Origin of the sequence: Mucilaginibacter glaciei (assembly GCF_014773245.1) — a bacterium.
In the GTDB taxonomy this organism is placed as follows: domain Bacteria; phylum Bacteroidota; class Bacteroidia; order Sphingobacteriales; family Sphingobacteriaceae; genus Mucilaginibacter; species Mucilaginibacter glaciei.
The window spans coordinates 803,223-829,980 of record NZ_JACWMX010000001.1 but is presented as its reverse complement, the minus strand read 5'-3'; the positions used below and the strand labels follow the sequence as shown (position 1 = coordinate 829,980).

The 26,758-nt window shown below is 43.5% G+C and carries 21 protein-coding genes; 13 read left to right on the top strand and 8 right to left on the bottom strand.

Annotation, left to right across the window (positions count from 1 at the left end):
• Positions 1-47: 47 nt before the first annotated feature.
• Complete coding sequence (locus IDJ76_RS03830; RefSeq protein ID WP_191160880.1) at positions 48-629, top strand: hypothetical protein; 582 nt, start codon at positions 48-50, stop codon at positions 627-629.
• Between the two features lie 76 nt (positions 630-705).
• Here the strand turns inward: IDJ76_RS03830 and IDJ76_RS03825 are convergent, their stop codons facing one another.
• On the bottom strand, positions 706-1,197 hold the full coding sequence (locus IDJ76_RS03825; protein WP_191160878.1) for a YajQ family cyclic di-GMP-binding protein: 492 nt from the start codon (positions 1,195-1,197) through the stop codon (positions 706-708).
• 154 nt (positions 1,198-1,351) lie between these two features.
• On the opposite strand from IDJ76_RS03825, the gene ppk1 reads away from it, so the two are divergent.
• The 6 genes from ppk1 (at position 1,352) to IDJ76_RS03795 (ending at position 8,516) form a co-directional block, all read left to right on the top strand.
• Complete coding sequence (ppk1, locus tag IDJ76_RS03820; protein WP_191160876.1) at positions 1,352-3,403, top strand: polyphosphate kinase 1; 2,052 nt, start codon at positions 1,352-1,354, stop codon at positions 3,401-3,403.
• Complete coding sequence (locus IDJ76_RS03815) at positions 3,400-4,290, top strand: Ppx/GppA phosphatase family protein (protein WP_191160874.1); 891 nt, start codon at positions 3,400-3,402, stop codon at positions 4,288-4,290. Before ppk1 ends, IDJ76_RS03815 begins: the two co-directional genes overlap by 4 nt.
• A gap of 159 nt (positions 4,291-4,449) precedes the next feature.
• Positions 4,450-5,019, top strand: a complete 570-nt coding sequence (locus IDJ76_RS03810) for a UbiX family flavin prenyltransferase (RefSeq protein WP_191160872.1) — start codon at positions 4,450-4,452, stop codon at positions 5,017-5,019.
• Positions 5,020-5,159: 140 nt separating this feature from the next.
• A complete protein-coding gene (mtaB, locus tag IDJ76_RS03805; RefSeq protein WP_191160870.1) occupies positions 5,160-6,479 on the top strand; it encodes a tRNA (N(6)-L-threonylcarbamoyladenosine(37)-C(2))-methylthiotransferase MtaB in 1,320 nt (439 codons plus the stop codon).
• Positions 6,480-6,508: 29 nt separating this feature from the next.
• Positions 6,509-7,684: a prolipoprotein diacylglyceryl transferase gene (locus IDJ76_RS03800; RefSeq protein ID WP_191160868.1), complete on the top strand. Its 1,176-nt coding sequence runs from the start codon at positions 6,509-6,511 to the stop codon at positions 7,682-7,684.
• A gap of 40 nt (positions 7,685-7,724) precedes the next feature.
• Positions 7,725-8,516: an inositol monophosphatase family protein gene (locus IDJ76_RS03795; RefSeq protein ID WP_191160866.1), complete on the top strand. Its 792-nt coding sequence runs from the start codon at positions 7,725-7,727 to the stop codon at positions 8,514-8,516.
• A gap of 153 nt (positions 8,517-8,669) precedes the next feature.
• Here IDJ76_RS03795 and IDJ76_RS03790 read toward each other — a convergent pair whose 3' ends face one another.
• Positions 8,670-9,221 (bottom strand): NifU family protein, encoded by a 552-nt coding sequence (locus tag IDJ76_RS03790; protein WP_191160864.1) that lies wholly within the window; start codon positions 9,219-9,221, stop codon positions 8,670-8,672.
• A 229-nt stretch (positions 9,222-9,450) separates the two neighbouring features.
• The gene (gene purB, locus IDJ76_RS03785) at positions 9,451-10,794 is read right to left on the bottom strand and encodes an adenylosuccinate lyase (protein ID WP_191160861.1); all 1,344 of its coding nucleotides are present in this window, start codon (positions 10,792-10,794) and stop codon (positions 9,451-9,453) included.
• Between the two features lie 189 nt (positions 10,795-10,983).
• Here purB and IDJ76_RS03780 point away from each other — a divergent pair, with 189 nt between their 5' ends.
• The 4 genes from IDJ76_RS03780 (at position 10,984) to IDJ76_RS03765 (ending at position 17,611) form a co-directional block, all read left to right on the top strand.
• The gene (locus IDJ76_RS03780; protein WP_191160859.1) at positions 10,984-11,601 is read left to right on the top strand and encodes a TetR/AcrR family transcriptional regulator; all 618 of its coding nucleotides are present in this window, start codon (positions 10,984-10,986) and stop codon (positions 11,599-11,601) included.
• A 92-nt stretch (positions 11,602-11,693) separates the two neighbouring features.
• Complete coding sequence (locus tag IDJ76_RS03775; protein WP_191160858.1) at positions 11,694-13,040, top strand: TolC family protein; 1,347 nt, start codon at positions 11,694-11,696, stop codon at positions 13,038-13,040.
• 27 nt (positions 13,041-13,067) lie between these two features.
• Complete coding sequence (locus IDJ76_RS03770; RefSeq protein WP_191160856.1) at positions 13,068-14,165, top strand: efflux RND transporter periplasmic adaptor subunit; 1,098 nt, start codon at positions 13,068-13,070, stop codon at positions 14,163-14,165.
• A gap of 26 nt (positions 14,166-14,191) precedes the next feature.
• Entirely contained in the window at positions 14,192-17,611 is a 3,420-nt protein-coding gene (locus IDJ76_RS03765; RefSeq protein WP_191160854.1) for an efflux RND transporter permease subunit, read from the top strand.
• A gap of 78 nt (positions 17,612-17,689) precedes the next feature.
• Here the strand turns inward: IDJ76_RS03765 and IDJ76_RS03760 are convergent, their stop codons facing one another.
• Positions 17,690-18,229, bottom strand: a complete 540-nt coding sequence (locus IDJ76_RS03760; protein ID WP_191160852.1) for a hypothetical protein — start codon at positions 18,227-18,229, stop codon at positions 17,690-17,692.
• 151 nt (positions 18,230-18,380) lie between these two features.
• On the opposite strand from IDJ76_RS03760, the gene IDJ76_RS03755 reads away from it, so the two are divergent.
• Together IDJ76_RS03755 and IDJ76_RS03750 are read left to right on the top strand one after the other, a co-directional pair.
• Positions 18,381-18,860: a DUF4126 family protein gene (locus IDJ76_RS03755; protein WP_191160850.1), complete on the top strand. Its 480-nt coding sequence runs from the start codon at positions 18,381-18,383 to the stop codon at positions 18,858-18,860.
• A 109-nt stretch (positions 18,861-18,969) separates the two neighbouring features.
• The gene (locus IDJ76_RS03750; protein WP_224746170.1) at positions 18,970-19,587 is read left to right on the top strand and encodes a TetR/AcrR family transcriptional regulator; all 618 of its coding nucleotides are present in this window, start codon (positions 18,970-18,972) and stop codon (positions 19,585-19,587) included.
• Positions 19,588-19,591: 4 nt separating this feature from the next.
• On the opposite strand, the gene IDJ76_RS03745 is transcribed toward IDJ76_RS03750, so the two are convergent.
• Genes IDJ76_RS03745 through IDJ76_RS03730 form a run of 4 tightly spaced genes read right to left on the bottom strand, consistent with a single transcriptional unit; the run spans position 19,592 to position 26,697 of the window.
• A complete protein-coding gene (locus tag IDJ76_RS03745) occupies positions 19,592-20,002 on the bottom strand; it encodes an OsmC family protein (protein ID WP_224746169.1) in 411 nt (136 codons plus the stop codon).
• 16 nt (positions 20,003-20,018) lie between these two features.
• Complete coding sequence (locus IDJ76_RS03740; protein WP_191160848.1) at positions 20,019-20,420, bottom strand: hypothetical protein; 402 nt, start codon at positions 20,418-20,420, stop codon at positions 20,019-20,021.
• Between the two features lie 38 nt (positions 20,421-20,458).
• Complete coding sequence (locus IDJ76_RS03735) at positions 20,459-21,496, bottom strand: PorP/SprF family type IX secretion system membrane protein (protein WP_191160846.1); 1,038 nt, start codon at positions 21,494-21,496, stop codon at positions 20,459-20,461.
• 2 nt (positions 21,497-21,498) lie between these two features.
• Positions 21,499-26,697 carry a PKD domain-containing protein gene (locus IDJ76_RS03730; protein WP_191160844.1) on the bottom strand — a complete coding sequence of 1,733 codons (5,199 nt, stop codon included), beginning with the start codon at positions 26,695-26,697 and terminating at the stop codon, positions 21,499-21,501.
• Positions 26,698-26,758 lie beyond the last annotated feature (61 nt).

Sequence of the window (26,758 nt, the reverse complement as noted above, 5' to 3'; positions counted from 1 at the left end):
CGCCAACACTAATTGTGAAAGCGTGTTATTCATATAAACATCCAATTATGAAACCATCACTATTATTAACCTGCGTTACAGCAATTTTATTTGCTGTATCATGTAAAGGCCCGGACGGTAAACAAGGTAACACGCCTCCCGATACCCCGCTAACGGTAAACGTGCCGGCGGCAGCAAAACCCGACGCCTCAATGAACAACGGCGTTTATTCAACTGCCGAATATCAAATAAGTATACCAACAGGTTGGGAGCAAAAAGACCAGTTATCTAATAATTACAAACTGGTAATGCTGGTAGCTCCAAGAGTGGATAATTACAGCCCGAACCTGAATATTCTTAAAGATGATATGAAAGGGAAGGAGTTAGACGGGTATATCCGTTTAAACCTGGAGAAAATGGCAACCATGAATTTGACCAATCAAAAAAACGGCGATTTGGTTATTGATGGTGTAAAGGGGAAATTTCTAACTTACAATTACACCATTGAGGGCCGCAACATCGCTATTAAAACCTATGTAATACCTAAAAATGGTGTCGCGTACGTTTTAACAGGCTCGTGTTTGGAAAGCCAGGCCGCAACCTATCAAAAGCAGTTTGATGATGTGGCGAATACGTTTAAGTTGAAGTAACGCATTGTTTAAGTATTCTCTTATCAGGGAAGGCTTAAACTTTTAAAACGTCGATAACAATTATGGGTCGATATGGTTAAGCGCGCATATTGATGTACTGCAGCGGCTGGCCAAAATCTTCGGTGCGGCAAAGGCTGATAACAGCCTGAAGGTCGTCTATCTTTTTGGCGGTTACGCGTACCTGGTCGTTCATTATCGAGGCCTCAACCTTCAGTTTGCTATCCTTTATTTTTTTAACCACTTTTTTGGCGGCCTCTTTATCGATGCCTTCCTTAACCTTTATCTCCTTACGGATCATATTGCCCGATGCATAGTGCTCTTTACCAAAGTCAAGCGCCTTGGCATCCAATCCCTGCTTCATCATCCTGCCAATAATGCTGTCCGTTATTGCCTTTAAACGCATATCATCTTCGGTAATTATAGTGATCTCGTTGGTTTTTTTGTCCAGGTCGATAGTGCTTTTACTGCCGTTAAAATCGTAACGATTAAGTATTTCCTTTTTGGCAACGTTAATGGCGTTATCCAAAGTTTGTCCGTCTATTTTACTAACTATATCAAATGAAGGCATAATGTAGGTGTTTTTTGAAAATGCAAAGCAAAGGTAAGATTTTTTAAAGCCAGTAACTAATAGCAAACAAAACCTATTAAATACGATTACTTAATACTAACTTAACAAATAAATAAGCAGATTTGGCACTTCGGCTGTTAAAACAGCATACTTTATGGATACAAAGAACATTCCTTTAATAAACAGGGAAATTAGCTGGCTATATTTTAATGACCGCGTTTTGCAGGAAGCTGCGGACCCAGCGGTACCCCTGATAGAGCGAATAAAGTTTTTAGCCATATTCTCATCTAATTTAGATGAGTTTTACCGGGTGCGGGTAGCTACCTTGACCCGGTTAGCCAACCTGAATGAGCGGGCAAAAGAAATTTTAGGTTACAACCCTAAAAAAGTACTTAACCAGATCAAAAACATCGTAGTAAAGCAGGAGCGCAAGTTTAATGACCTTTATGAGAATATTATCGTAAAGGAACTTGCGGAAGAGAAGATCTTTTTACTGAACGATAAACAGCTTAACGTAACCCGCGGTACATTTGTCAAGAATTTCTTTAGAGAGCGTTTACTCTCTACGCTGGTACCAATTATGATTGACGACAGCCTGCCGCTGCCCGAACTGCGTGACAGGGCTGTGTATTTTTTTGTGCGCCTTACCAAAGGCAAAAAAACCAGGTTCGCGTTAATTGAATTCCCGGATAACCTATCCCGGTTTTTAGTACTGCCCGATACCAACAACTTGAAATTTATCATCCTGCTTGACGATATTATCCGTTATAATTTAGAGGATATCTTTTTCATATTTGACCATGATAATATTGAAGCTTACTCTTTACAGCTAACCCGCGATGCTGAGCTGGACCTGGATAAGGAGGTGAGTGAAAAATTCATAGATTCTTTAGCTAAAAGCCTGCAAAAGAGGAAAAAAGGTAAGCCTATGCGTTTGCTTTATGATAAGGACATGCCTGTAGATATGCTGAGCTACCTCACTAAAAAAATGAAGGTACCGGTAGATAGCTTGATACCCGGTAACCGTTACCATAATTTTAAAAACTTTATCAGTTTCCCAAACGTCGGCCGTGCCGATCTACAGTACAACAAAAATATACCCCTGCCGGTAGCGGGGCTTTCCTTCGGTAAGAGTTTGATGAGCATGATCGCCAAAAAAGATTTTCTGATCAGTACTCCTTACCAATCGTTTGATTACGTTATTCACTTTTTACGCGAGGCCGCTATAGACCCTAAGGTAAAGGAAATCAGCATAACGGTTTACAGGTTGGCCGAGAACTCGAAGATAGTACACGCTTTGATCAATGCTGCAAAAAATGGTAAGAAGGTGAATTGTTTAGTCGAACTGCGGGCACGTTTCGACGAATCGAACAATATTTATTGGAGTAACAGGCTCGAAGAAGAAGGCGTTAACGTAATGTACGGAATAGACGGCTATAAGGTACACTCTAAAATATGCCTCGTAACACGCATGGAAAAAGGCAAGCAGGCCCATTACGCTTGTTTAAGCACCGGTAACTTTAACGAGAAAACCGCTACCATGTATGCCGATCATACCTTGCTTACTGCAAATAAAGCCATCACCACCGATCTGGTTTATATTTTCCGTGCACTGAATAAGAATCTGTTGCCTAAAGATCTGAAGAGCCTTATCGTATCGCCAATTGATTCGCGCCCGGCTATTTATAAACTCATCGATAACGAAATTAAGAACGCCAAGGCAGGCAAACCGGCTTACATGATCTTTAAAATGAACAGCCTGGCAGACGAGCAGATGATCACCAAACTGTATCAGGCAAGTAACGCCGGTGTCAAGATCCAAATGATCATCCGCGGGATGTGTTGCTTAATTGCCGGGGTGAAGGGCTACAGCGAGAATATCGAAGTTGTATCTATCGTAGATAAATATTTGGAACATGCCCGTGTGCACATCTATTGCAACGGCGGTAACGAACTGATGTACCTTACATCGGCTGATTTTATGACCCGCAATATCGATAACAGGGTAGAAGTGGGCTTCCCGATCTATGATGAAGATATCCGCAAGGAAATCCGGGATATTATTGATCTGCAACTGGCCGACAATACAAAATCAAGGGATATTACGGTTACGCACACCAACAAATACCATAAAACAAATGCGGACACGCTTACCCGTTCGCAAATAGATATATATACCTACCTTAAAACCAAACCCACAAATTGAGATACGCCGCCATAGATGTTGGTTCAAACGCCGTACGGCTTTTGATAGCAGAAATTACAGATAACAATGGGTCTATCTCATTTAAAAAAAATACGTTATTACGGGTGCCCGTAAGGTTAGGCGATGACGCTTTCCTGAATAAAAAGATCTCTGATAAAAAAGCCGGTGATCTGATCAAATCCATGCAGGCGTTCCGCAACCTGATGGATGTTTTTAAAGTGACCGACTACATGGCTTGTGCCACATCAGCAATGCGCGAAGCCACTAACGGACAGGAAGTTGCTAATCGCATTAAAGAAGAGGCAGGAATTGACCTGGAGATTGTACACGGCCAAAACGAGGCAAAGATCATCTATGCCAGCCATGCAGAAGTGGACATCGACAAAACTAAAAACTACCTTTATATTGACGTAGGCGGCGGTAGTACCGAGTTATCCCTATTCAGCGGTGAAACACTGCTGGCCTCGCAATCCTTTAACCTGGGTACCATCCGCATCCTGGACAACCAGGATAAAGAGGAAACCTGGACAGATATGAAGAACTTTATCCGCGAGCACACGCGTTCCCAAAAAAACATTTTCGGTATTGGCACGGGCGGTAACATCAATAAACTGTTCCGGTTATCTGGAATAAAGAACAATGCCGAACCGCTGACCTATATAAAACTCAAGGAGCTTTACAATTACCTAAACTCCTATTCGCTAAAAGACCGCATCAACGTTTTAGGATTAAGTCAGGACAGGGCCGATGTAATTATCCCCGCTTGCGAGATCTACTTAACCGTGCTTAAATGTGCAGGTATTAAGAGTATGTACGTGCCCTCTGTGGGAATGGTTGACGGTATAATTCAGACGCTTATAGAGAAAAATTTCTCCAAAACAGGTTAAATTAATTTTAACAAATTGTTCCGTAATTTAAAACTACTTATTATATTTGTAATGCCCACTCAAAGGGCATGTTTTTCATAGGTAGATGTAGGGTCGGATACGAGTTATTCGACCCTTTTTTGCGCCCCTAACTTTTAATCCGTTTATTTGTTGGTATAGATGATGAAAAGAAAAATTATTGTAGCGGTTACCGGCGCCAGCGGATCTATTTATGCCAAATTATTGCTGGATAAATTAGTACAATTGCAAGGTCAGCTTACCGAAGTTGCCATTGTAATGAGCGATAATGCCAAACAGGTTTGGGAATTTGAATTAGACGATGCCAGCCACGGCAGCTACCCGTTTAAAACTTACGCTAAAAATGATTTTATGGCGCCATTCGCGTCAGGCTCGGCCAGGTTTGATACTATGGTTATTGTGCCCTGTTCAATGGGTGCCATGGGTCGGATAGCTTCCGGCGTATCTGACGATCTGATCAGCCGTGCTGCGGATGTGATCTTGAAAGAACGCCGCAAATTGATATTGGTTGCGCGGGATACGCCTTTGAGCCTCATTCACCTTAATAATATGAAAACCATTACCGAAGCTGGCGGTATTATTTGCCCGGCCATCCCTTCCTACTACAGCAAGCCAAAAACGATAGAAGAACTGGCAATGACGGTTGTAAATCGCGTTATAGACCTGATAGGCCTGGAGAATGAAAGCTACCGGTGGGATGGGATTGATTAAATGACTGAAATTGAAAATCGTCGAGTTAGTGATTTTGAGGAGAATAGTTTGCCCGTCTCTTTTTTTGACACCCCCGTTAACATCAATCCTAAATTCCCTAACTCAGTAATTCTCTAAATGATTATCTTTGCGGCTTCAAAATGAATAAGAAAGTCGCTTTTTACACACTTGGATGTAAGCTGAATTACTCGGAAACTTCATCCATTGGCCGCCTGTTTACACAGGCAGGTTTCGACACGGTGGAGTTTACCGATACGCCCGATGTGTATGTGATCAACACTTGTTCGGTAACCGACCATGCCGATAAAAAGTGCCGCAAAATAGTAAAGGAAGCACTCAAAATCTCTCCCGGTGCCTTTGTAACCATTGTAGGTTGCTACGCCCAGTTGAAACCCAAAGAGATAGCCGAGATTCCCGGTGTGGATATGGTTTTAGGGGCCGCCGAGAAATTCCAGCTGGTTGATTATATCACCGACCTGACTAAAAACCCCAGGGCCGTTATTTATAATCAGCCCGTATCAGAAGCAAATCAGTTTGTACCCTCATTTTCTTACGGCGATCGTACCCGTACTTTCTTAAAGGTGCAGGATGGTTGCGATTATTCCTGCACATTTTGTACAATCCCGCTTGCACGCGGCAGCAGCCGCAGCGATACCATTGAAAATGTAGTGGCTCAGGCCAGGGAAATTGCCAAAACTGAAGTGAAGGAGATCGTATTAACCGGTGTAAACCTGGGCGATTTCGGCATCCGTAACGGAGAGCGCGAAGATCGGTTCTTTGACCTGGTAAAGGCTTTAGACGAAGTGGATGGTATCGACCGTATCAGAATCTCATCGATAGAACCCAATCTCCTTAGCGACGAGATAATTGAATTTGTAGCGCAGTCTAAACGTTTTGTACCGCATTTCCATGTCCCGTTACAGTCGGGGTCTGATAAGATTCTGGGCCTTATGCGCCGCAGATACAAAAGAGAATTATATGTTAGCCGAGTTGCCAAAATAAAAGAGGTGATGCCCGATTGCTGCATAGGGGTAGATGTGATAGTGGGTTTCCCCGGCGAAACGCGTGAGGATTTTATAGATACCTACAACTTTCTGAACGAATTGGATATTTCTTACCTGCACGTGTTCACTTATTCGGAACGGGAAAATACCCCTGCTGCCGAAATGAAGGGCACTGTTCCCGGCTCCACCCGTTTTGAGCGGAATAAAATGCTGCATACCTTATCTGAGAAAAAACGCCGTGCCTTTTATGAAACCCAACTGGGCAAAGCCGACCAGGTTTTGTTCGAGCGCGATATTAAAGAAGGCTTTATGCATGGCTTTACCCGCAACTACGTGAAGGTAAAAGCTAAGTACGATCCTGTACTGGTTAACGAGATCAGGCAGGTGAATTTAACAGCAATATCACATGACGGTGATGTTGAAATAACCGAAAGCGAAGAAATATTAGTGCATTAAAGCTATATTCGCCTCACAAATATCTGCTTATGTTTCCAACCCTATCCTCGCTTATCAATTACCTTTTTGGTATCAATATCCCTTTGCCTATCCAAACCTTCGGCTTTTTTGTAGCCTTTGCATTTATAGCTGCTTACTGGGCCTTTACCGAGGAATTTAAACGTAAAGAGGCGTTAGGATACATTCATACATTTGATAAAACAATTGTGGTTGGTGCTCCCGCTTCCGTAGGCGATTTGGTTGGTAACGGAATATTCGGCTTCATTTTAGGCTACAAACTGGTTGACGCAGCCATGCATTATTCCATGCTGATCAACGATCCGCAATCGTTTCTTTTGTCGTTACGCGGCAGCTGGGTTGGCGGAATATTATTTGCCGCAGGATTTGCCTACTGGGCTTATTATGAGGCTAAAAAACAGCAACTGCCCAAACCCGAAACAAAAGTTATTAAAGTACACCCTTATGAGCTGATGAGCAGCATTTTGCTTTGGGCAGCGGTTTGGGGTTTTGCAGGTGCCAAGTTATTTAACGGGTTAGAGAACTGGGACGAGTTTATGCGCGACCCGGTAGGGATGTTAATAGGCTTTAGCGGTTTAACCTTTTACGGTGGTTTAATATGTGGTGGTGCAGCAGTTTTATATATAGCTAACAAGCATGGTGTAAAACCGTTAGATATGCTGGATATCGGCGCTGCGGGTATGATGCTGGCTTATGCCTTGGGCAGGGTAGGCTGCCAAATGTCTGGCGATGGCGATTGGGGGATACCAAGCCTTTCGCCTAAACCAAATTGGTTAAGCTGGGCTCCTGACTGGATGTGGAGTTTCCGTTTCCCACATAACGTAAACGAGCAGGATCCGGGTAACCTGATCCCAAACTGTGTTGGTAAATTCTGTAATGAATTAAAGCTCCCGGTTTATCCTACATCTTTCTATGAATCAGTAGTTTGTTTATTGTTGTTTGCATTAATCTGGAGTATTCGTCATAAGGTGAAAGCACCAGGCGTGTTGTTCGGTATCTATATGATATTGAATGGTATCGAACGTTTTTTCATCGAATTAATCCGCGTTAACACCCGATATCATGTTGCCGGCTTACCATCATTTACCCAGGCAGAAATGATCTCATTAATTATGGTTCTTGGCGGTATTGCGTTGATAATTACAGGCCAAAACAAGTTTAAGAAAGCGCCTCTAAGGAATGCCTAACGCAACTGTTATCGTAAAGTAACATTAAGACAACATCAGGATGCAACTTAACCAGATCATTACCCAGGTAATTGACGTTTCTAAAGAAGCGGGGCAATTTATTCGCCAGGAACGAAAAACCTTCGATCCGGACAAGATAGAATACAAAGGCCTTAACGACCTGGTATCTTATGTTGATAAAACCGCTGAAGAACTGATAGTTAAGGGATTGGAGTTGATCCTGCCCGAGGCTGGATTTATTACAGAGGAGAAAACCCAAAACCGGGCGGGTGAGCGCTACAACTGGATCATTGACCCGTTGGATGGTACCACAAACTTCATCCATGGGCTGCCTACTTTCTCTGTAAGTATTGCCCTACAGGACTATGATGAGCTGGTGTTAGGCGTTGTATATGAGGTTAATCAGGATGAATGCTTTTACGCCCATAAAGGCGCCCCGGCATATTTAAACGGTAAAGAGATCAAAGTAAGCAAGATCCCCACCGTAGCGCAGAGTCTATTGGCTACAGGTTTTCCATATTATGATTTTACCAAACAAGATGCCTACCTAAAAATGTTTGCCGAACTGATGCGCAACTGCCACGGCATCAGGCGGATAGGATCGGCAGCTGTCGATTTAGCATATACCGCCTGTGGCCGATTTGAAAGTTTTTACGAGTATAATCTAAACGCCTGGGATATAGCTGCGGGCATTGTAATTGTTAAACAGGCCGGCGGGCATGTAGTAAATTTTAGCGGTGGTAATGAGGTGATCAACACCCGCGAATTATTAGCTACCAATGGAAACATAACTGCCGAGATGCTGGATTACATTGCGAAATATTTCAACTAAAAGACTGATTTTACCTCTAAAAATCTCTAATTTCTTCAAGAATTATTTAAAAATAACTCAAAAAAGGGAACTATTTAGTCTTGATTTTAAGCATAAAGAAGCCCCGGTTGATGATCAACCGGGGCTTCAATCTTTTTCAGTATGAACCCGATGTTATAAAGCTTCAGATACCACTTCGGTAACTTCGGGCACCATACGTTTTAACAAGTTTTCGATGCCGGATTTTAAAGTGACGGTTGATGAAGGGCAACCGCTACATGAGCCGCGAAGTTCGACAGTTACCACACCTGCATCAAAAGAACGATAGGTGATCGCACCGCCATCCTGCTCAACAGCCGGGCGAACGTAGTCGTTCAAGATCTGCTGGATTTTGATCTCGGTTTCGGTACCTTCAAAGTCAACGTCGGTAGCCTGATCAACTGCCTGAACCTTTAACTCAGACTCAACGGCACCTTTAACAAACTCCTTAACAATAGGCTCCACATCTGCCCAGTCACTGCCTTCGGTTTTAGTAACCGTTACAAAGTTACTGGCGAAGAACACGCCGTTAACAAATGAAAATTTATATAATTCTTTTGCAAAAGGAGAGGCCTCGGCACTTTCACGGGTTGCATAATCTACGCTGCCGTTGATCAACAATTTGTTTACAATAAACTTCATTGTGGCTGGGTTCGGGGTAGATTCGGTATATACGCTGATATTCATGGATGTACAATTTAATAGATTGGCAAATGTAATCAGGTTTTTGGTTGTTAGTGTAATCCTTATTTAGTTTTACTCCAAATTGACAGAGGGGGGGTAGATGTGCAGATTCCAGATGTGCAAAAAGCCCGTCTTTGCGAACGATAGTGAAGCAATCCCCGATATGCTTATCTACGACTTTTACATGGGGGATTGCTTCGTTCCTCGCAATGACGCGTTGGAAGGACATCGCCTAAATTCCCGTATAATTCTGTGGCGTTATTGCTTTCAACTCTGCCTTAACGCTGTCACTTATCGCCAGCGTATCCACAAAATCTGCTATGGTTTGGGCGTTTACCTGCGTGTTAGTGCGTGTAAGCTCTTTTAACGCCTCATACGGATTTGGATAGCCTTCGCGGCGCAGGATGGTTTGGATAGCCTCGGCCACTACAGCCCAGTTGGCTTCCAAACTCGCGTTGATAGCGGTTTCGTTTAGCAATAATTTATTCAAACCTTTAATCGTCGATTTAAAGGCAATCAACGTATGTGCTACCGGTACGCCGATATTACGCAGTACGGTGCTGTCTGTTAGGTCGCGTTGTAAACGGGATATTGGCAGTTTTGCCGCCAAATGCTCAAACATCGCATTGGCCATACCCAGGTTACCTTCGCTGTTCTCAAAATCTATCGGGTTAACTTTATGTGGCATAGCCGATGATCCAACCTCGCCTGCCTTAATCTTTTGCTTAAAAAAGTTCATGGAGATGTATGTCCAGATATCCCTGTCCAGGTCGATAATAATATTATTAATGCGTTTCAAAGCATCGCATTGGGCCGCAAAGTTGTCGTAATGCTCAATCTGCGTAGTAAACTGCGAGCGGTATAAACCCAATGTTTCATTTACAAAGCGGTTACCAAAGGCTTTCCAATCGATTGCCGGGTAAGCTACTTTATGCGCGTTAAAGTTGCCCGTAGCGCCGCCAAACTTGGCAGAGTAAGGCACATCGCGTAATAAATGAAGCTGATTGATCAACCGTTCCACAAACACCTCAATCTCTTTACCTAAACGGGTTGGCGATGCCGGTTGCCCGTGGGTATGCGCTAACATTGGTATGTGCGCCCATTCTGCGGCGTAATGCCTTAAAATATCTATCAGGCTGTGCAGGGTTGGGATGTAAACATCATGAATAGCGGCCTTAAATGAGTAGGGGATAGCGGTATTATTAATATCCTGCGATGTAAGCCCGAAGTGGATAAATTCCTTAAATTCTTGCAGGCCCAATTTGTCAAATTCGGCTTTGATAAAGTACTCAACCGCTTTTACATCGTGGTTGGTGGTCTTTTCTATCTCTTTAATAGCCGTGGCATCCTGCTCGCTAAAGTTTTGATAAATAGCGCGTAACTTATCTGTTAACGTGGAGTCAAAACTTTGCAGCTGCGGTAAAGGGTGCTCGCAAAGTGCAATAAAGTATTCTATCTCTACAAACACGCGGTATTTTATCAGGGCAAATTCTGAAAAATAGGCTGCAAGTTCTTTAGTGTTATTACGGTAGCGGCCGTCGATAGGTGATATAGCGGTAAGGGAATTTAATTCCATGTATAAGAGTTTTTGCAAAGATAGTGATTTGCTTAATTAGGAATGCGCGCAAAGGCGCTAAGGCGCAAAGAAGTAAATATTAAATCTATTATTAGTATTGTATTAGGCGAAATAATAACATTGTCATTACCTTGTAATTTGCAGTGGAAACTTTGAAATCTTAAAATGTTTCCATAGTTTTGACTTATAATGTCAAACGGTCAAATAGAAAGGGTAATCCAGGGCGCTGAAGAGCTGTTTTTACAAGCTGGGATCAAAAGCGTAACGATGGACGATATTGCCAAACATTTAGGCATGTCAAAAAAAACCATTTACCATTTTTTTAGCGACAAAAATGAGTTGGTTATTGCGCTTTGTAATAAAAAGATTAAAGAGGATGAATGCCAGATCATCACCATCATCAATGATTCTACAAATGTGATAGAAGAGATGATCAACATGATGAAATGTTCTGAAGAGATCTTTTCCCGCATTAACCCTATCGTGGTACATGATATGCAGAAGTATCACCCGGAAGCCTGGCAAATATTTCAAACGTTTAAGGCGGATTTCCTGGTCACAACCTTAGAGGAGTTACTTATTAAAGGAAAAGAGCAGGGCTTTATCCGCAATGAGATTGATGTAAAGATCCTGGCAAAAATGCGGGTTAGCCAGGTAGAAATGGGCTTTAATCAAAGCATTTTTCCCATCGGCCAGTTTAACACATGGACAGTTCAATATCAGATGCTGGAGCATTTTAATTATGGCATTTGTACCATAAAAGGCCATAAACTACTAAACGAGTATAATAATATCAACAATAATTAACAGCACTACTGACATACGGTTGTCACCCGATCATATTTCTTTGCAGCAATAAAACAGAAAACATACAACCTATCATATATACTATTCAAAAAATGAAACGATTACTAACCCTCACGCTCTGCATCACCGCCGCCCTAAAAGGTTTTACGCAGGCGCCAACGGCAGGTCAAACCTACAGCTTCAGCGTAGCAGACTGTATCAACTATGCCTTTGAACATAAAGACTCGGTTATCAATGCCGGCCTTGATGTAAAGAGTGCCGACTACAAGGTAAAGGAAACAATAGGCCAGGGCTTACCTCAAATTAATGGATCTGCCTCTTTTCAAGATTACTTGAAAGTACCCACCACCTTGCTTCCGGGCGAGTTTTTTGGTGCACCTGCGGGCACGTTCATCCCTGTTAAGTTTGGTGTAAAGTACCAATCTAACTTAGGCGTAAGCGCAACGCAGCTTTTATTTGACCCGAGCTACATTGTTGGTTTACAAGGCCGTAAAACGTATAAAGAACTTTACAACCGGGCCTACACCCGCTCAAAAATAGATGCGCAGGTAAACGTAACCAAAGCTTACTACCAGGTATTAGTAAGTAATGAGCAGATCAAATTGCTTGACGCTAACATTGCACAGCTAAAACAACAGGTTGACCAAACCACCGCCCAAAACAAACAGGGCTTTGTAGAAAAAATAGATGTTGACCGGATAGCTGTTCAATACAATAACCTGGTTACCACCCGCGAGAACACTATCCGTTTACTGGCTTTAAATTACCAATTGCTAAAATTTCAAATCGGAATGCCGATTGAGTATAACCTGATTTTAAAGGAAAACCTGAGCGATGTTAACATTAATGGTGATGTTGCTGAAACTGTTACCGATACAACGTTTTACAGACGAAGAATAGAGTACGGTTTAACAGAAACCAACCTGCAATTAAGCCGGTATGATCTTAAACGTATCAAAGGCCAGTTTTTACCAACGCTTAGTGCCAATGCAAGTTATGCCAACTCCTATCAAAATAACAGTTTCGGCTCATTATACAGCACGAGTTTCCCATCAAGCTATATTGGCTTAACGTTAAACGTGCCCATATTTAGCGGATTCCAGCGCACCAACAGGGTTAAGCAATATGCTATTACCGTACAAAAGAACGAGAATAGCTTAAACGGCCTGAAGAATGCACTTAATTTACAGGCAAGCCAGGCTAAAATTGTGTACTTTAATGGCTTACAGTCGCTTAACAACCAAAAACGCAACCAGGAACTGGCGCGCGAAGTGCTGCGGGTATCAAAAATCAAGTATCAGCAGGGGGTCGGCTCGAGCATAGAAGTTACACAGGCACAAACGTCATTAGAAGACGCAGACAATAAATACGTGCAAAGTTTATACGATGCACTGGTAAGCAAGGTAGATTTAGACAGAGCTTACGGAAAAATTCAATAATCAAAACACTAAACCACTATATATAACATGAAAAAATTAATATACATACCGGCTCTATTGCTTTTAGCAGCATGTTCAAAGCCAAAAGATAAAAAGGCACAGCTTGCCGATCTTCAGAAAGAGCAATCGGCCCTGAATGCCAAGGTGAGTAAACTACAGGCAGAAGTTGGCCCCGATTCTTTAAAGGCTACAGAAGTTGGCGTTGCCGAAGTTAAAACAGGCAGTTTTGTTAACTACGTACAAATACAAGGTAAAATTGATGCGCAGGATAATGTAACAGCTTACCCGCAATCGCCGGGTACTATTACCAATATTTACGTTAAACCGGGCCAGCATGTTTCTAAAGGCCAGGTGTTGGTGCAGTTAGATAACAGTGTTTTGCAGCAGCAAATTGCCCAGTCGGAAGCGCAGGTTGAATTAAGCCAAAGCCTGTATTCTCGCCAGAAAAACCTTTGGGATCAAAAAATTGGTACCGAAGTGCAATTCCTGCAGGCGCAAACCACTTTGCAAGCCAATAAAAAAGGCTTGGCGGCTTTACGCCAGCAGGCCAATTTATACCGCATCGTATCACCTATCAGCGGTAATATCGATCAGATGGACCTAAAACTGGGCCAGGTGGCACAACCGGGTACCAATGGCATCCGTATAGTAAATGCAGATATACTGAAAGTTAAGGCAGATGTACCGGAATCATACGCAGGCAGTGTAGGCACAGGTAACATGGTTAAAATTTTAGTACCTGATGCAAACGATTCGCTAACCACGAAGGTCACCTTCGCTGCAAAGGCTATCGACCCCACTTCACGGAGTTTCTCGGTAGAGATTAAGTTACCGGAGCGTAAATCGTTACGCCCGAACATGACCGCCATTCTAAAAATTGCCGATTACACCAAGGCTAATGCGATCATCATTCCTGTTAAGGCAATCCAAAAATCTGAAGAGGGCGATTACGTTTATGTGAACGATAACGGTACTGCCAAGCGTAAAAATGTGAAAGTTGGTATCACCTACGGTGGCCAATCAGAAATATTATCGGGTTTAAAAGCCGGCGAAATGTTGGTTACAGCAGGCGCGGCAGACATTGAAGATGGCGACAAAGTCAAAGTTTTACAGTCTGCTAATTAATTTATTAATCTATTGATCTATTATATATGAAAGATCTTAAAAAAGAATTCGGGCCTTCCAGTTGGGCTATTGATAATAAGACGGCTATATACGTGCTCATATTTTTGATCACGGTGCTGGGGTTGGTAAGTTATAACCGCTTACCTAAAGAGAACTTCCCGGATATTGCACAGTCTAAGGTATTTGTTACCACGCAGTTTTTAGGGCAGTCGCCTCAGAACGTCGAAAACCTGGTAACACGCCAGTTAGAAAAACAACTTAAATCGCTAAAGGGTTTAAAAAAGGTGACCTCTAACTCGGTGCAGAATGTATCTATCATCACAGCAGAATTCCAGGCAAATATTGCTATCAAGGATGCTAAGATTGATGTAAAGGACGCCGTTGATAAAGCCAAGCAGGATCTGCCGCAAAACGACGTCAATCTGAAAGAATCGGTGATATCGGATATTAACGTAGCCGATTTGCCCATCCTGTACATCAACATATCCGGCGATTATGACCTTAAGAAATTGAAGGAATACGCCGATGTATTAAAAGATGAGATAGAAGGCTACAAAGAGATCTCGAAAGTTGATGAAGTAGGTGCGTTAACCCCTGAGATAGAGATCAACGTTGACCTGAATAAGATGGCTGCTGCACAAGTAAGCTTTAGTGATATTACCCAGGCAGTAGGCAGCGAAAATATCCTGTCATCGGCCGGTAGTGTAAAAACTGATGGGATCCGCCGCAGTATCGATATTAAACAGGATTTTAAAAACGCCGATGAGGTAGCCGCGATGGTTATCCGTAACCCGAAGGGACAGGCGGTTTACCTGCGCGATATTGCCGAGATAAAAGATGCCTTTTTAGAGCAGGAAAGCTATGCCCGTTTAAAAACACCGGGAAGCGATCAATTTAAAAACGTAATCACCTTGAACGTAAGTAAAAGGGCGGGCGAGAACCTGATAGAAGCATCTGACAAGATCAATGCGCTGATCAAGCAAAAGCAAAAAACAGTTTTCCCTAAAGGCTTGAATATTACGGTAACCGGCGATCAGTCGGACAAGACCCGTACTACCTTAAATGACCTGATCAATACAATCATTATCGGCTTTTTACTGGTAACCGTTATACTGATGTTTTTTATGGGTACCACCAACGCCATCTTCGTGGCGTTATCGGTGCCGCTATCGTGTTTTATCGCGTTCCTGATTATGCCGGCAATAGGCTTCACACTCAACATGATCGTGTTGTTCTCGTTCCTGCTGGCCTTAGGTATTGTGGTAGATGATGCGATAGTAGTGATCGAGAATACTCACAGGATATTCCAAAACGGCAAGGTTCCGATCAAAGAAGCGGCTAAAATGGCTGCGGGCGAAGTGTTCTTGCCGGTATTCTCTGGTACCATGACCACCCTGGCGCCTTTTGTACCGCTTGCGTTCTGGAATAGTTTAATAGGCCACTTCATGTTCTTTTTGCCTATTACGCTAATCATAACCTTACTGGCATCGTTGGTTGTCGCTTACATCATGAACCCCGTTTTCGCGGTTGACTTTATGAAACCACATGTTGAAGGCGAACACGATCACCCAAAATTCGACAAGCCCACCAAACGTGCCTTAATTTACCTAGCAATTGCTACTGCCGTTGGTTACCTGATCAATGTTGGTGTAGGTAACTTTATGGTACTGATCATCGTGTTGTACCTTATCAATCACTTCTTTTTATTAAAGGTGATTGACAGGTTTCAGAACAATGTATGGCCGCGTTTCCAAAACTGGTATGCCAAATGGCTGGAGCGTGCGGTACAAAGGCCTGTAACAGTGTTATTAGGTACAATGGTACTATTTGTATTCGCTATAGTTTTGATGATGGTTCGTGGTAAAACACCTGAGTTTTTCCCGTCCGGCGACCCTAACTTTGCTTACGTATATTTAACCATGCCAATCGGTACCGACCAGGCTACAACCAACGAGGTGACCAAAAAGCTGGAACAACGTGTGGCTAAAATTGTAGAGCCTGATAAGGATATTATATCGTCCATCATATCAAACGTAACCAAAGGAGTAAGTGACCCTACTGATGAAGACCAGGGCGATTATCAGAATAAAGGTAAAATTACCGTAGCCTTTGTTGAGTTTGGCAAACGTGATGGTAAAGACACAAAAGCAATCCTTAAAAAGATAAGGGGTGCGGTACAGGGTGTGCCCGGTGCCAAGATCTCAGTAGCGCAGGAAAATAGCGGGCCGCCGGTTCAAAAGGATATCAGTATCGAATTGATTGGTGATAACCTGGATTCGTTAGTGAAAACCAGTGCGCGCTTGAAAAACTATATCGATAAGCAAAATATCCCCGGTATTGAAAACCTGGTGGCCGACGTACAGAACGATAAGCCCGAGATCGTGTTCGACATTGACCGCGAACGCGCTAATAGGGAAGGCATAACCTCTAAAACCATCAACGATGCTTTGCAAACGGCTGTATTTGGTGCACCGGCGGCCAACTTCCGTAACACAAAGGAGGATGATTATAAAATTCAGGTACGTGCTTTAGAAAGCCAGCGCGGAAATATTGACGAGCTGCGCAACATGAAAGTTACGTATCGCGATCTGGCGACGGGTGGCTCGATTCGCCAGGTGCCAATCTCTGCCTTTACAGATGTGCGGTACACCAACACCTACAGCAATATCAAGCGTAAACAACAACGCAGGGTATTAACCCTGGGCTCGAGTGTAATTAAACCTTATAATGCCAATGAAGTTAACGCGAGTATATTAAGCGCTATCAACAACTTTAAACATGCCGACGATATCATCATCCGTCAGGGTGGTGGCCAGGAAGACCAGTTAGAAGCTGTTACCTTCTTGGGTACTGCATTAGCCACCTCATTCGGTTTGATCCTGATCATCCTTATGATCCAGTTTAACTCGATAGGCAAAACGCTGATCATCATCAGCGAGATCTTCTTCAGTATTATCGGTGTATTACTGGGCGTGTCTATCTTTGGGATGACCATGGCTATAGTAATGACAGGTGTAGGTATTATAGCACTTGCGGGTGTAGTGGTACGTAACGGTATCTTGCTGGTTGAGTTTACCGATATGCTGATAGAGCAGGGTACCAGCCTGCACGATGCAGTGGTTGAAGCCGGCCACACCCGTATGACACCGGTACTCTTGACAGCGACTGCTGCCATATTAGGTTTGATACCATTGGCAGTAGGTTTCAACATCGACTTTGTAGGCTTATTTACGCACTTTGAACCACACATTCACTTTGGTGGCGATAATGTTGCCTTCTGGGGCCCGTTAGCGTGGACGATGATCTTCGGTTTAAGCTTCGCTACTGTGATCACGTTGATCCTGGTACCATGTATGTACATTATCCGTGTAAACATGAAGAACTATTTCTTTGGCAAAAAAGAATCCAAAGAGGAGCCTAAGAAATTAGAAACAATAGAAGCGTAAGTTTTCAAACACTCTTATAACAAAACGAGCCGCGCAGTTAAATTGCGCGGCTCGTTTTGTATATATCTGATAATTGTATTACTTGTTATACTTTTTGATGAGGCTGCTTAAATTATCAGCAATCTTTCTTAAAGTTCGTTCACGTTTAGACCCGGCATCTAAGGCATCATATACCAAACCTGCTGTAACAGCATAAACACCATGGTGCAGTACGTCAATCGCGATATCTTTAGGTTTTTGTTCATTTATCGGCTTAGATGCATCATGCTTAGGCAGCATAATTACTGCCGTACCCCAAACTGCGCCGAAATGTACTAAAGCAGCTGGGATACCCTTTAGGCCCGTTAACCCGATTAGTCCACGGGCAACACCCCAGGCTGTACCATACGACCAGTGAATTTCATTTGACAGCTGTGTTTTTTCCTCTCTCGATGCGGGCTTAACACCTGCGGTCTCTTCGGCAACTTTTAGGGTGGCATCGCTTGGCTCGCGTTTGGTAATTTTCATTTCTATCATTTGCGATAGGGTCATGGCAGCCGTAGCTGCAATACCCGCCAAAAGACCTTTGCCAATAGCACTTCCTAATGCGCCAAGTGAATTATCTTCGTGAATTTTCATAAGTAGTTTTAGTTTATCTACACCATCAACAAAAAGCTTTAATTATTTATTTATATTTTTTACTCCCGATAGATGTTTAATCGGATTACCCTTTATCACAAACACTTATCGCCTATTCATGTTGTAGGCTTATAATAACATCAAACTAATTATGAAAATAACAAAGGCTTTTAAACAAGCGGTGGGTTTGGGCATTATTGCGGGCGCGCGTACCTTCATGGCACCTGCCGTTATCAGCCATATGTATAGCAGGCACCCCAGCCGTTATTTAGAGCACACACCATTCGAGTTTATGCAAACCATATCTGCCTCAAAAGTTTTTAAGGTTCTTGCTTTAGGTGAATTAGTAGGAGATAAATTACCTAATGCGCCTAACCGTACAGATTTTCCCGGCTTAATTGGGCGTACAGTAGCAGGTATTTGGGTAGGGGCATCTGTTTACAAAGCACACAGGAAGAAAGCGTTTGTTGGCGGGCTTATTGGCGGCGCATCTGCACTTGCGGCCACTTTTGGCTGTTTCTTTTTACGCGATGCTTTGGGTAAAAAGACCAACATACCTGATCCTATTATCGGTGCAGTTGAAGATGTTATGACCATAACAGCAGGCGTTATATTGGCTAAGGGCTATTGATTTACCATCTCAAATTCATCTTTAGCGTTGTTTTTACAATTAAACTGGAAATTTGATAGATTTGTTTAAAAAGTCAGGAATTTCTATCTATTTCAAATACAGGGAGTAAATGAGCGCAGCTATAGACCAGCAGGATATCAAACGCGAAAAAATATTAGAGGCATCACATCAGCGTTTTTTACATTACGGATATTCTAAAACTACTATGAATGAAATTGCTGGCGACCTATCCATGTCAAAAGCATTGCTTTATTATTATTTTCCTGACAAAAGCGAATTGTATATTGCTGTGATGCGCAAATTGGCTAACGATTACTTGAAGCTATTTGAAGAGAAATTCAACAACTTTACCGGGCTGCGCGACGCTTTCCTTTTTCAGGTAAATACCCACCACGAATTTATTGTAAATAATTATAACTTCTTCGACTTTTTCCGCATCAACGAGCAGAACCTTCCCGATACGATATGGGGCATCATTACCCAGATACGGGAGACAGAGACGAAACTCTTAACAAGTGCTATCGAGGCAGAAGTTGCATCAGGAAACATTGCGCCAGTAAAAGATCCGGCCGATGTTGTAGACGTTTTTTTAGATGCTTTACACGGCATCAAGGTTGGTTCCATCCCGCAAAAGAAAGCCAACTTTCCCCGTAAAGAACACCTGGATGAGATCCATAACAAAAGACTATTATTGATAGACATATTTGTTAAGGGCCTCGGTAAATAGGCCTTTATTCGGCAGAGGTATAGATCTCAAAATTACCCACCAGCATTTTGTGTACGGGGCATGCATCAGCAATGGTTATCAGGCGTTTGCGTTGCTCATCATTTAGTTCGCCTTTAAAAGTAAGCTTACTATCAATATGTACGCGTTCTTCTGTTTTGCTTAAATCCAGGTTAATGGTTATCTCATCTACCACCCACATCTTACTTTCTATAAACATGCGCAATGTTATGACGGTGCAACTCGCCAAACTTGCCAATAACAAGTTATAAGGTGCCATACCCGTATTCATACCATTCATATCGGCGGGCTCGTCTGCAATAATGGTGTGGCCACCACTTTGTACAATAGTTTGATATTGTATACGGCCAATTTTAGCCTCGGCTGTGGCGATAAGATTATTATCAGTTTCCATCATATGAAGTGCGACGGGATTATTCCTTATCCAGGTTTAACATCGTCCAGTTTTGGGCGCTTTCTGCATGCCCGCCGTTATACTTAAGTGTAATGGTAAAATTGGTTTTAGTGGGTTCGTCACCGTTATCCTTGGCGGTGTAAAAAGACTTGATCACATAAACCGAATCAGATTTTTTAGCGAATTTGTATTCACTGTCAGAATACGTTGGACTGGATAAAACAGTAGGGCTGATGAACCCTTTGGCTATGGTATAAGCCTGGTCGCTATCAGGCAATCCGTTAAAGACATTTAATGAACCCGATAGTGCGAACTTACCTAATAGTACCGCGAACGCGATACCAAAAAACACTAATAAATAGACAACCTTTAACGCCGACTTTTTCTTTACCTTTTTGTCCTCTAAGTAATTGTGTTCCATATAATTTTAAAGCGATATTTTTTTTTAAAGCAATAAAATTAATAAAAATCATAACATCTGCGCAACCCTTGAAACTTATGTTCAATATTTGTTCTGGATGGGAGGGTGGTTTCGTAACCTATACTCCCCTCGGTTGTACCACTTGTGTTTGTATAGTTTAACCCGCCCGCAGGTACATCATGGCTTACGCCGAACCTTACCTTTTCTCCCCCTTCTTTATTGATGAAAAGATCGAATATTAAGGATAATACCACAGAGCTTGGCCCCGATTGGCCGCTGCTGCGGTACCATAACCCGGCGTTGATACTGCGGCGTTTGTACTGCATCCCCACGCTATATGATTGAGCCTGCGATTGCTTGTACACGACTACCGATGGGATGATGTAGGGTTTATCCTCGTCGTCGAGGTTATCATCCCAGGTTAAATTTAAGCGGTAGCTGGCATGAACCGTGCCGCGGATAGCTAATTTAGCGGGAACGCCCGTAAACGACTCGTCGGGGCGGTTTAAATGCTGTGCCGCGCCACCCAGGTTGAAGTTACCTACCGTAAGATTGATACCTGCGCCGGAATCAAAATAAAACTTGTTGTTAAAAAGGGGGGGATCTGCCGCCGTGCCTGAGCCGGGAATATAACCCAACCGCGGGTCTATCTGATCACTAAAAACAAGTTTCCCGTAATCGACAGATCGGTTAGTAACCCCGGCTTGTAACCCAAATGACAGTACGTAATCGTCAGACCCAACACTGTAAGAGTAGGTTCCTGACAGGTTATTTTTGGTTAAATAAGCTGTCCCTTCGGCGCTGCGGGTAAATAGTAAACCCAGCCCGCCGCCAAATTGCGGCACATTGTAATCTATTGAGCCTGAAATGTAATTTAAACTGCCTGGTACTGATGTGTATTGATTACGATAGATCAGGTTCATCCGCAGATCGCCCTGAAACTGGCCCGTTAATGCCGGGTTAAGATACAGCGGCGAATTAAAAAACTGCGAGTAAAGATGGTCTTGCGCGATAGCCCGCAAACCAAAAAAAGCCATACACAATACAAACACCCCCGCCCTCGCCAAACCTTTCATCGCTATCTTATTAAATGTATTGAGCCGCTGCGCTTAGGTAAAGAACTGTTGTAAGACATTCCCTTCCATTCCGTGCCGTTAATAAACGTTGCCGATGCCTGCCAGATATAAACCCCTTGCGGTGCAGGCTGCCCTTTAAACGTGCCGTCCCAACTGTCTATCGGTTGGCCCTGGCTGTTTAGCTTATTAGTTTGCCAAACCAGCTGGCCCCAATTATTGTATATCTGCAGGTTCCATTTTAATAGGCCCGATCCTTTTACGGTAAACACCTTCAATTCATTACTCAGGCCATCGGGTGTAAACGCATTGGGCAGATACAACTGGCCCGGTACGCCCTTTATTTGCACCGTCTGTTTGATAGTACTGTCACACCCCAAAACATTGGTTACCCTAAGCGTAACCACATACTTACCGGTATCTGCATAAGTGTGCGCCGGGTTTTGGCTGTTAGACAGATCGCCATCGCCAAAATTCCAATTCCAGGCAACCGGCGTACCAATTGTTTGGTCTACAAAATCAAACCTGTAGTTAGGGATCTCGGTAACCAGGCCCTGCTTGGCAGTAAACGCCACGTTGGGAGGGCTGTTTACGGTAATTAAATTGCTTTTTACGGCTACGTTTGTGCACAAGCTCGATGAATTTGTTACTGTAAGCGTCACCGTGTAAGGCGAATTGCCAAACCCGTAAGTATGCGGTGCCGGGTTATAAGCCGAGGAATGGGTACCGTCGCCAAAATCCCAGTCGTACACTAATGAAGAGGCAGGGGTTGCGGCATCGGCCGTTGTTAAGTTGGTAAAAGTTACCTTTAAATGTGTACAACCAATAGTAACATCGGGTTTAAAGTTGGGCTGCGGTGTAGAAAAAACATCGATTCTAACTTTAGGGGTCGACTCCAGCGTGGTGCAATAATCTGTCCCGCTTAAGGTAACATAATATGTACCAACATTAGCGAATACATAATTAAAGTCGGCCTTGCTCGCCGGCAGTGTTTCAATCAGTTTATTGGCGGCATCATAAATGTTGTAAGCGAAAGTATCGCCACCCGATGAATTGTTTACAAACGTTGCACTAAACGGCGCGCATCCGCGGTTAACGCTGTTTTTGACAAAAGTTTGTGGCCTAAAACTGGCAGGCGATATGGTGATGGGGATATCGGTAGTTTTAGCAGTGGTGCCACACTTATCTGTAACAACCATATAAAGCCTGTAATTGGTAATCACACTTACACTAATGGCGTTAAATGTAGCATCTGTTTTATCAGTTTTAACGATGTGCTGCACCAAAGTGGCACCCCTATATAAATAAAAATCGTACTGAGGGTTGTTCCCCGGCGATGCATTTTGAACGTTTAGCACAAAAGCACCACATCCATTTAAATCGTCGGGCAAGATAGCCGCCACGGGCACTAAGGGGCTTATACTAACGGCAAGAGTAGCGGGAGGGTGCGGCACACAGTTCCCTACAATGTTTAGGGTTACGTTATATACGGCTTCTTTACCATCTGTACGGGCGGCAAAAGTATGTATGGGGCTTACAGCTGCCGATGGCGGCGTACCGTCACCAAAATCCCAGGCGAAGGTTGTACCCGTTAAAGAGGTTGAAGTATTGGTAAAAGTAATTGTTTGCGGCCCGCAACCTGAAGATCTGTTAGCGGTAAATGCCGCAGTAACATCTTTTGTATTCGTTACAATTATTTCATCGCCGTTATCTGCGCAGGGAGGTAATCCCTTTATCGTCCAGGTGAATTTGTAAATGTTGCCACCTAAAAGCCCCTTTACTTGTGTTTGCGCGCTGGACGGGTTGACAATAATTACTGCCGGGCCGCCCGTTTGGGTCCACACCCCGGTAAAAGGAGAGGGGGAATTACCCGTCAAAGTAATTACAGCTGCATTACAGGCCGTAAAATCACTCCCTGCCGCAGCTATAACAGCCGGCGGGTTTACTGTAATAGTTGCTAATGCAGAAACTTTGATACTACACACCGAATTTTGTACAACTGCACGGTATTGGGTAGTTTGTATTAAATTGAGGTAGTTTAAAATATTGGTGCCGTTGGCTATCTGTATCCAGGTTGTACCACCATCAATAGATGATTCCCAACGTAATACAGCACCGGTTTGCCCGGCAAGTACAATGGCACCCACGTTATTGCCTGCGCATACGGTAGATGCCCCGCTAAGTATACCACCAACGGTTTCGGCAGCATCGGTAACCGTTACAATATTGCTGCTCGGCGCACAGGTGGCTGATGATGTGATACTCCATTTAAATTGATAAACATTGCCCGGTAAAAGACCGCTCACCGTGGCGTTGGGCTTGGTATCGTCAGAGAAAACCACACCTGTTTGGCCGGATACTAACGTCCATTTACCGGTGCCAGGTACTGGGTTGTTACCTTGTAAAGTGTAAATAGGCGTGTTACAGATTTGCGCATCCGGCCCCGGCACTGATGTTATCGGCGCAGGTAAAACGGTAATGGAAACGGTTATTGGCGCGCTTGCACAAATACTGTTTAGCGGGGTTATGGAATAGGTAACCGTCCCCGGGGCCGTCCCGGTATTGGTTAAAAGATCTTGTATACTACCTGTGCCGGTAGCCACAGTTTGAGTTGAATTACCGGAAATGCCTGCCGATGCCACACTCGACCAGATATAGGTAGTACCAGTTTGATTGGAATTAAAAGTAATACCTGCCGGTTGATTGCTGCATATTACCGGGTTAGCAACCGTAGCTGTTATCAGTGGCAAGGCTTTAACGCTAACGGTGAGGGTAAAGGTGTTACCCGGGCAGCCGGCTGTTGTAGGGACAATTTTGTAGGTCACAACAGCATCGGTAGTAGGGTGGTTATTATTGATCAGATCATTGATAACGCTACCACTACCGCTTGCGCCAAAACCCGATGCCGAACCTGATGTTAAGGCGGTTGTCCAGGCAAACGTGGTTAAAGGGTTTGTTGCCGTAATGATGTAATTGAAGTTTTGGCCGTTACAAACGATCTGAGTGGCCGGGCTGGTAACGTTATCTTTTTTAGTAATGTTAATTACAATATTGTCATCTATGCTGTTACAAGGTGCGGGCACGGGTGTAGTTACCCTTAATGTTAAGAGGGCCTTCCCGGCAGTTATCTCTGCTGCCGAAGGTGTGTAAGTAGCATTTAAAGTATTGCGGTCTGGCGAAAAGGTGCCCGTTCCGCCTACCCATTGCTGGCTAGTAATTGTGCCGCTAACCGTTGCCGCCAGCGTGGCTATGCTGCCCTCGCAAATTGTTTGATCGGGCCCGGCATTTACATTTGGGGCTGGTTGAAAAGTAATATTTTGCGATGCAGTAGCACTGCCACAATTATTGGTGTGAACTACAGTAACATTATAAGAGGCGTAATTGTCAAAAATAATTTGCGGGAAGCGGCTGTTTGCGTTAGTACCGCCTGTAAAAGTGTATGTGCCACCGTTTGAGCTGGTAACTGTCCAAAGATAAGTGGTAGGCAATGTATTTATTGTGCCGGCCAATATAGAACGTGTCACGCTGGGATTGGTATCGAAGGTGAATGTGCCGCCGTTACCGCATAAGGTAATATCCGGCGACAAAGATGCTATGGGCGAACTATTTACAGTGACTGTTTTCGCTGCAGATGTGATGGTACCGCAGCCCGGTGCAATAATTTCTAAGACAACGTTATAGGTACCTGGAAGCGAAAATATAAAATTAGGGATTGCCGAAGTTGCATCGGTGCCACTACCGTAAGTTACAGGTGCGGGCCCCGTTACCGTCCATCTATATGGATTTACTACGCAGGTAGTGGGATTGGTTGAAGTGTTGACCGGTGTTAACGCTGACCCTACGCAGGTAGTGGTGGATGTAAAATTAAAATCGGACACAGGGGTATTTTGTACGCAGATAGTCTTCTCAAGATCCGGAGCTGCACATAAACCATTAGTATTTTGTAAACGCAGCGTGATGTTATGCGTACCAACGGTGGTAAAAGGGTACACAAATGGCTGCCTTATATCGTAATCGGTGTATATAGGGTTGCCATCAACCGACCAGGTATAACGCCCGTTGATGTTTTGGCAATCTAAAGTTGTACTATTAGGGTCTTGACCTGCGGTTGAAATGTTTTGAATGGTAACAGGGGTATTTACACAGGCCGCGGGTGGTACGATGAACCTGTTTAGTGGTGGGGCAAGTACTTTGGCATAACCGGTAACTTGAGTAACTACCTTGCCGCAAAACGAACTTATGGGTTGCAAATCGACCTCAAAAACGTTTGCCTGGCCATTAACCAGTAATCCGCAGGATGAGGTTAGGTACAAGTGGCTTATCTTGCCGCTACCGTTAACAATGTCACATAAAGTGTAAGTATCCGGCCTTCCGCCATCTCCCCAGCTTACCTGGTAAGTTAACCCCGGATAGTTGTTTTGTATACCATTAGCCGATGTAATATCAACATTATAAGTTAAACTGTTACCCCCGCTTAAACAAACCGTTGTACTGCCGCTGGCACCAAAGCTATTATTAATAACATTGTTCATTAACAGGTATGATTTTGTACCCACCACACCTGTAGCACTAATGGCTTTCACAAAAACGGTGTAATGGGCAGTTTTGGCATTGAAAGTCTTATTCAACGGAAAGGTACCTTCATCGGCCTGAGCTAATTCGTTGTAAAAATTTACGGTAGCAGGGGCAGCAAGTGTGCCTGAGGTTGATTTATTTATGAATGAGTAAGCTTCGTTCGCGGCACCTAAACAGGCCCCAAAAACTTCAGGGTTAGCTGTATTAACAGATGAGGAAGATACAGATGCCGTAGTACCGGATAAAACCCCGATGGCGAATGGCGCTGACGCTGCGCTTGTGCTGCCCGGGTTGGTTGTTTTGATGCGTACGCGGTAGGCAACACCAGCAGGGGCGGTGCTGGGGATGATACCATTAACAAAACTGCCGTAAAAGCTTGTGTAACTACCAATTAATGTTTCTGAAGTGAAGTCGCCGGTAGCATCAGAAAGATACAAGTTAAAAATGTTTGTGCTGTTTAGGCAACCCGATGCATTATTTAAATGAAATGGCGCGCTGATGGTTGATCCAGGCCCGTATGGTCCGATATCGAAATTTTGAATGGTTATCGTTTGGCCATAGGTTGCACTACAAAACGAAAAACAAATCAACACCAGGAAGAATAAATTTTTAGTAAAGTTTTTAACCATCCAATCCCAGTTTAATCAACCTGTAACGTAAAACAATTTCATATTAATTATGACGGACAAT

What these genes read in the sequence shown, in the direction of transcription:
- IDJ76_RS03830 (WP_191160880.1), top strand. Translation starts at nt 48, where the DNA reads ATGAAACCATCACTATTATTAACCTGCGTTACAGCAATTTTATTTGCT.
- IDJ76_RS03825 (WP_191160878.1), bottom strand. Translation starts at nt 1,197, where the DNA reads ATGCCTTCATTTGATATAGTTAGTAAAATAGACGGACAAACTTTGGAT.
- ppk1 (WP_191160876.1), top strand. Translation starts at nt 1,352, where the DNA reads ATGGATACAAAGAACATTCCTTTAATAAACAGGGAAATTAGCTGGCTA.
- IDJ76_RS03810 (WP_191160872.1), top strand. Translation starts at nt 4,450, where the DNA reads ATGATGAAAAGAAAAATTATTGTAGCGGTTACCGGCGCCAGCGGATCT.
- mtaB (WP_191160870.1), top strand. Translation starts at nt 5,160, where the DNA reads ATGAATAAGAAAGTCGCTTTTTACACACTTGGATGTAAGCTGAATTAC.
- IDJ76_RS03800 (WP_191160868.1), top strand. Translation starts at nt 6,509, where the DNA reads ATGTTTCCAACCCTATCCTCGCTTATCAATTACCTTTTTGGTATCAAT.
- IDJ76_RS03795 (WP_191160866.1), top strand. Translation starts at nt 7,725, where the DNA reads ATGCAACTTAACCAGATCATTACCCAGGTAATTGACGTTTCTAAAGAA.
- IDJ76_RS03790 (WP_191160864.1), bottom strand. Translation starts at nt 9,221, where the DNA reads ATGAATATCAGCGTATATACCGAATCTACCCCGAACCCAGCCACAATG.
- purB (WP_191160861.1), bottom strand. Translation starts at nt 10,794, where the DNA reads ATGGAATTAAATTCCCTTACCGCTATATCACCTATCGACGGCCGCTAC.
- IDJ76_RS03780 (WP_191160859.1), top strand. Translation starts at nt 10,984, where the DNA reads ATGTCAAACGGTCAAATAGAAAGGGTAATCCAGGGCGCTGAAGAGCTG.
- IDJ76_RS03775 (WP_191160858.1), top strand. Translation starts at nt 11,694, where the DNA reads ATGAAACGATTACTAACCCTCACGCTCTGCATCACCGCCGCCCTAAAA.
- IDJ76_RS03770 (WP_191160856.1), top strand. Translation starts at nt 13,068, where the DNA reads ATGAAAAAATTAATATACATACCGGCTCTATTGCTTTTAGCAGCATGT.
- IDJ76_RS03765 (WP_191160854.1), top strand. Translation starts at nt 14,192, where the DNA reads ATGAAAGATCTTAAAAAAGAATTCGGGCCTTCCAGTTGGGCTATTGAT.
- IDJ76_RS03760 (WP_191160852.1), bottom strand. Translation starts at nt 18,229, where the DNA reads ATGAAAATTCACGAAGATAATTCACTTGGCGCATTAGGAAGTGCTATT.
- IDJ76_RS03755 (WP_191160850.1), top strand. Translation starts at nt 18,381, where the DNA reads ATGAAAATAACAAAGGCTTTTAAACAAGCGGTGGGTTTGGGCATTATT.
- IDJ76_RS03750 (WP_224746170.1), top strand. Translation starts at nt 18,970, where the DNA reads ATGAGCGCAGCTATAGACCAGCAGGATATCAAACGCGAAAAAATATTA.
- IDJ76_RS03745 (WP_224746169.1), bottom strand. Translation starts at nt 20,002, where the DNA reads ATGATGGAAACTGATAATAATCTTATCGCCACAGCCGAGGCTAAAATT.
- IDJ76_RS03740 (WP_191160848.1), bottom strand. Translation starts at nt 20,420, where the DNA reads ATGGAACACAATTACTTAGAGGACAAAAAGGTAAAGAAAAAGTCGGCG.
- IDJ76_RS03735 (WP_191160846.1), bottom strand. Translation starts at nt 21,496, where the DNA reads ATGAAAGGTTTGGCGAGGGCGGGGGTGTTTGTATTGTGTATGGCTTTT.
- IDJ76_RS03730 (WP_191160844.1), bottom strand. Translation starts at nt 26,697, where the DNA reads ATGGTTAAAAACTTTACTAAAAATTTATTCTTCCTGGTGTTGATTTGT.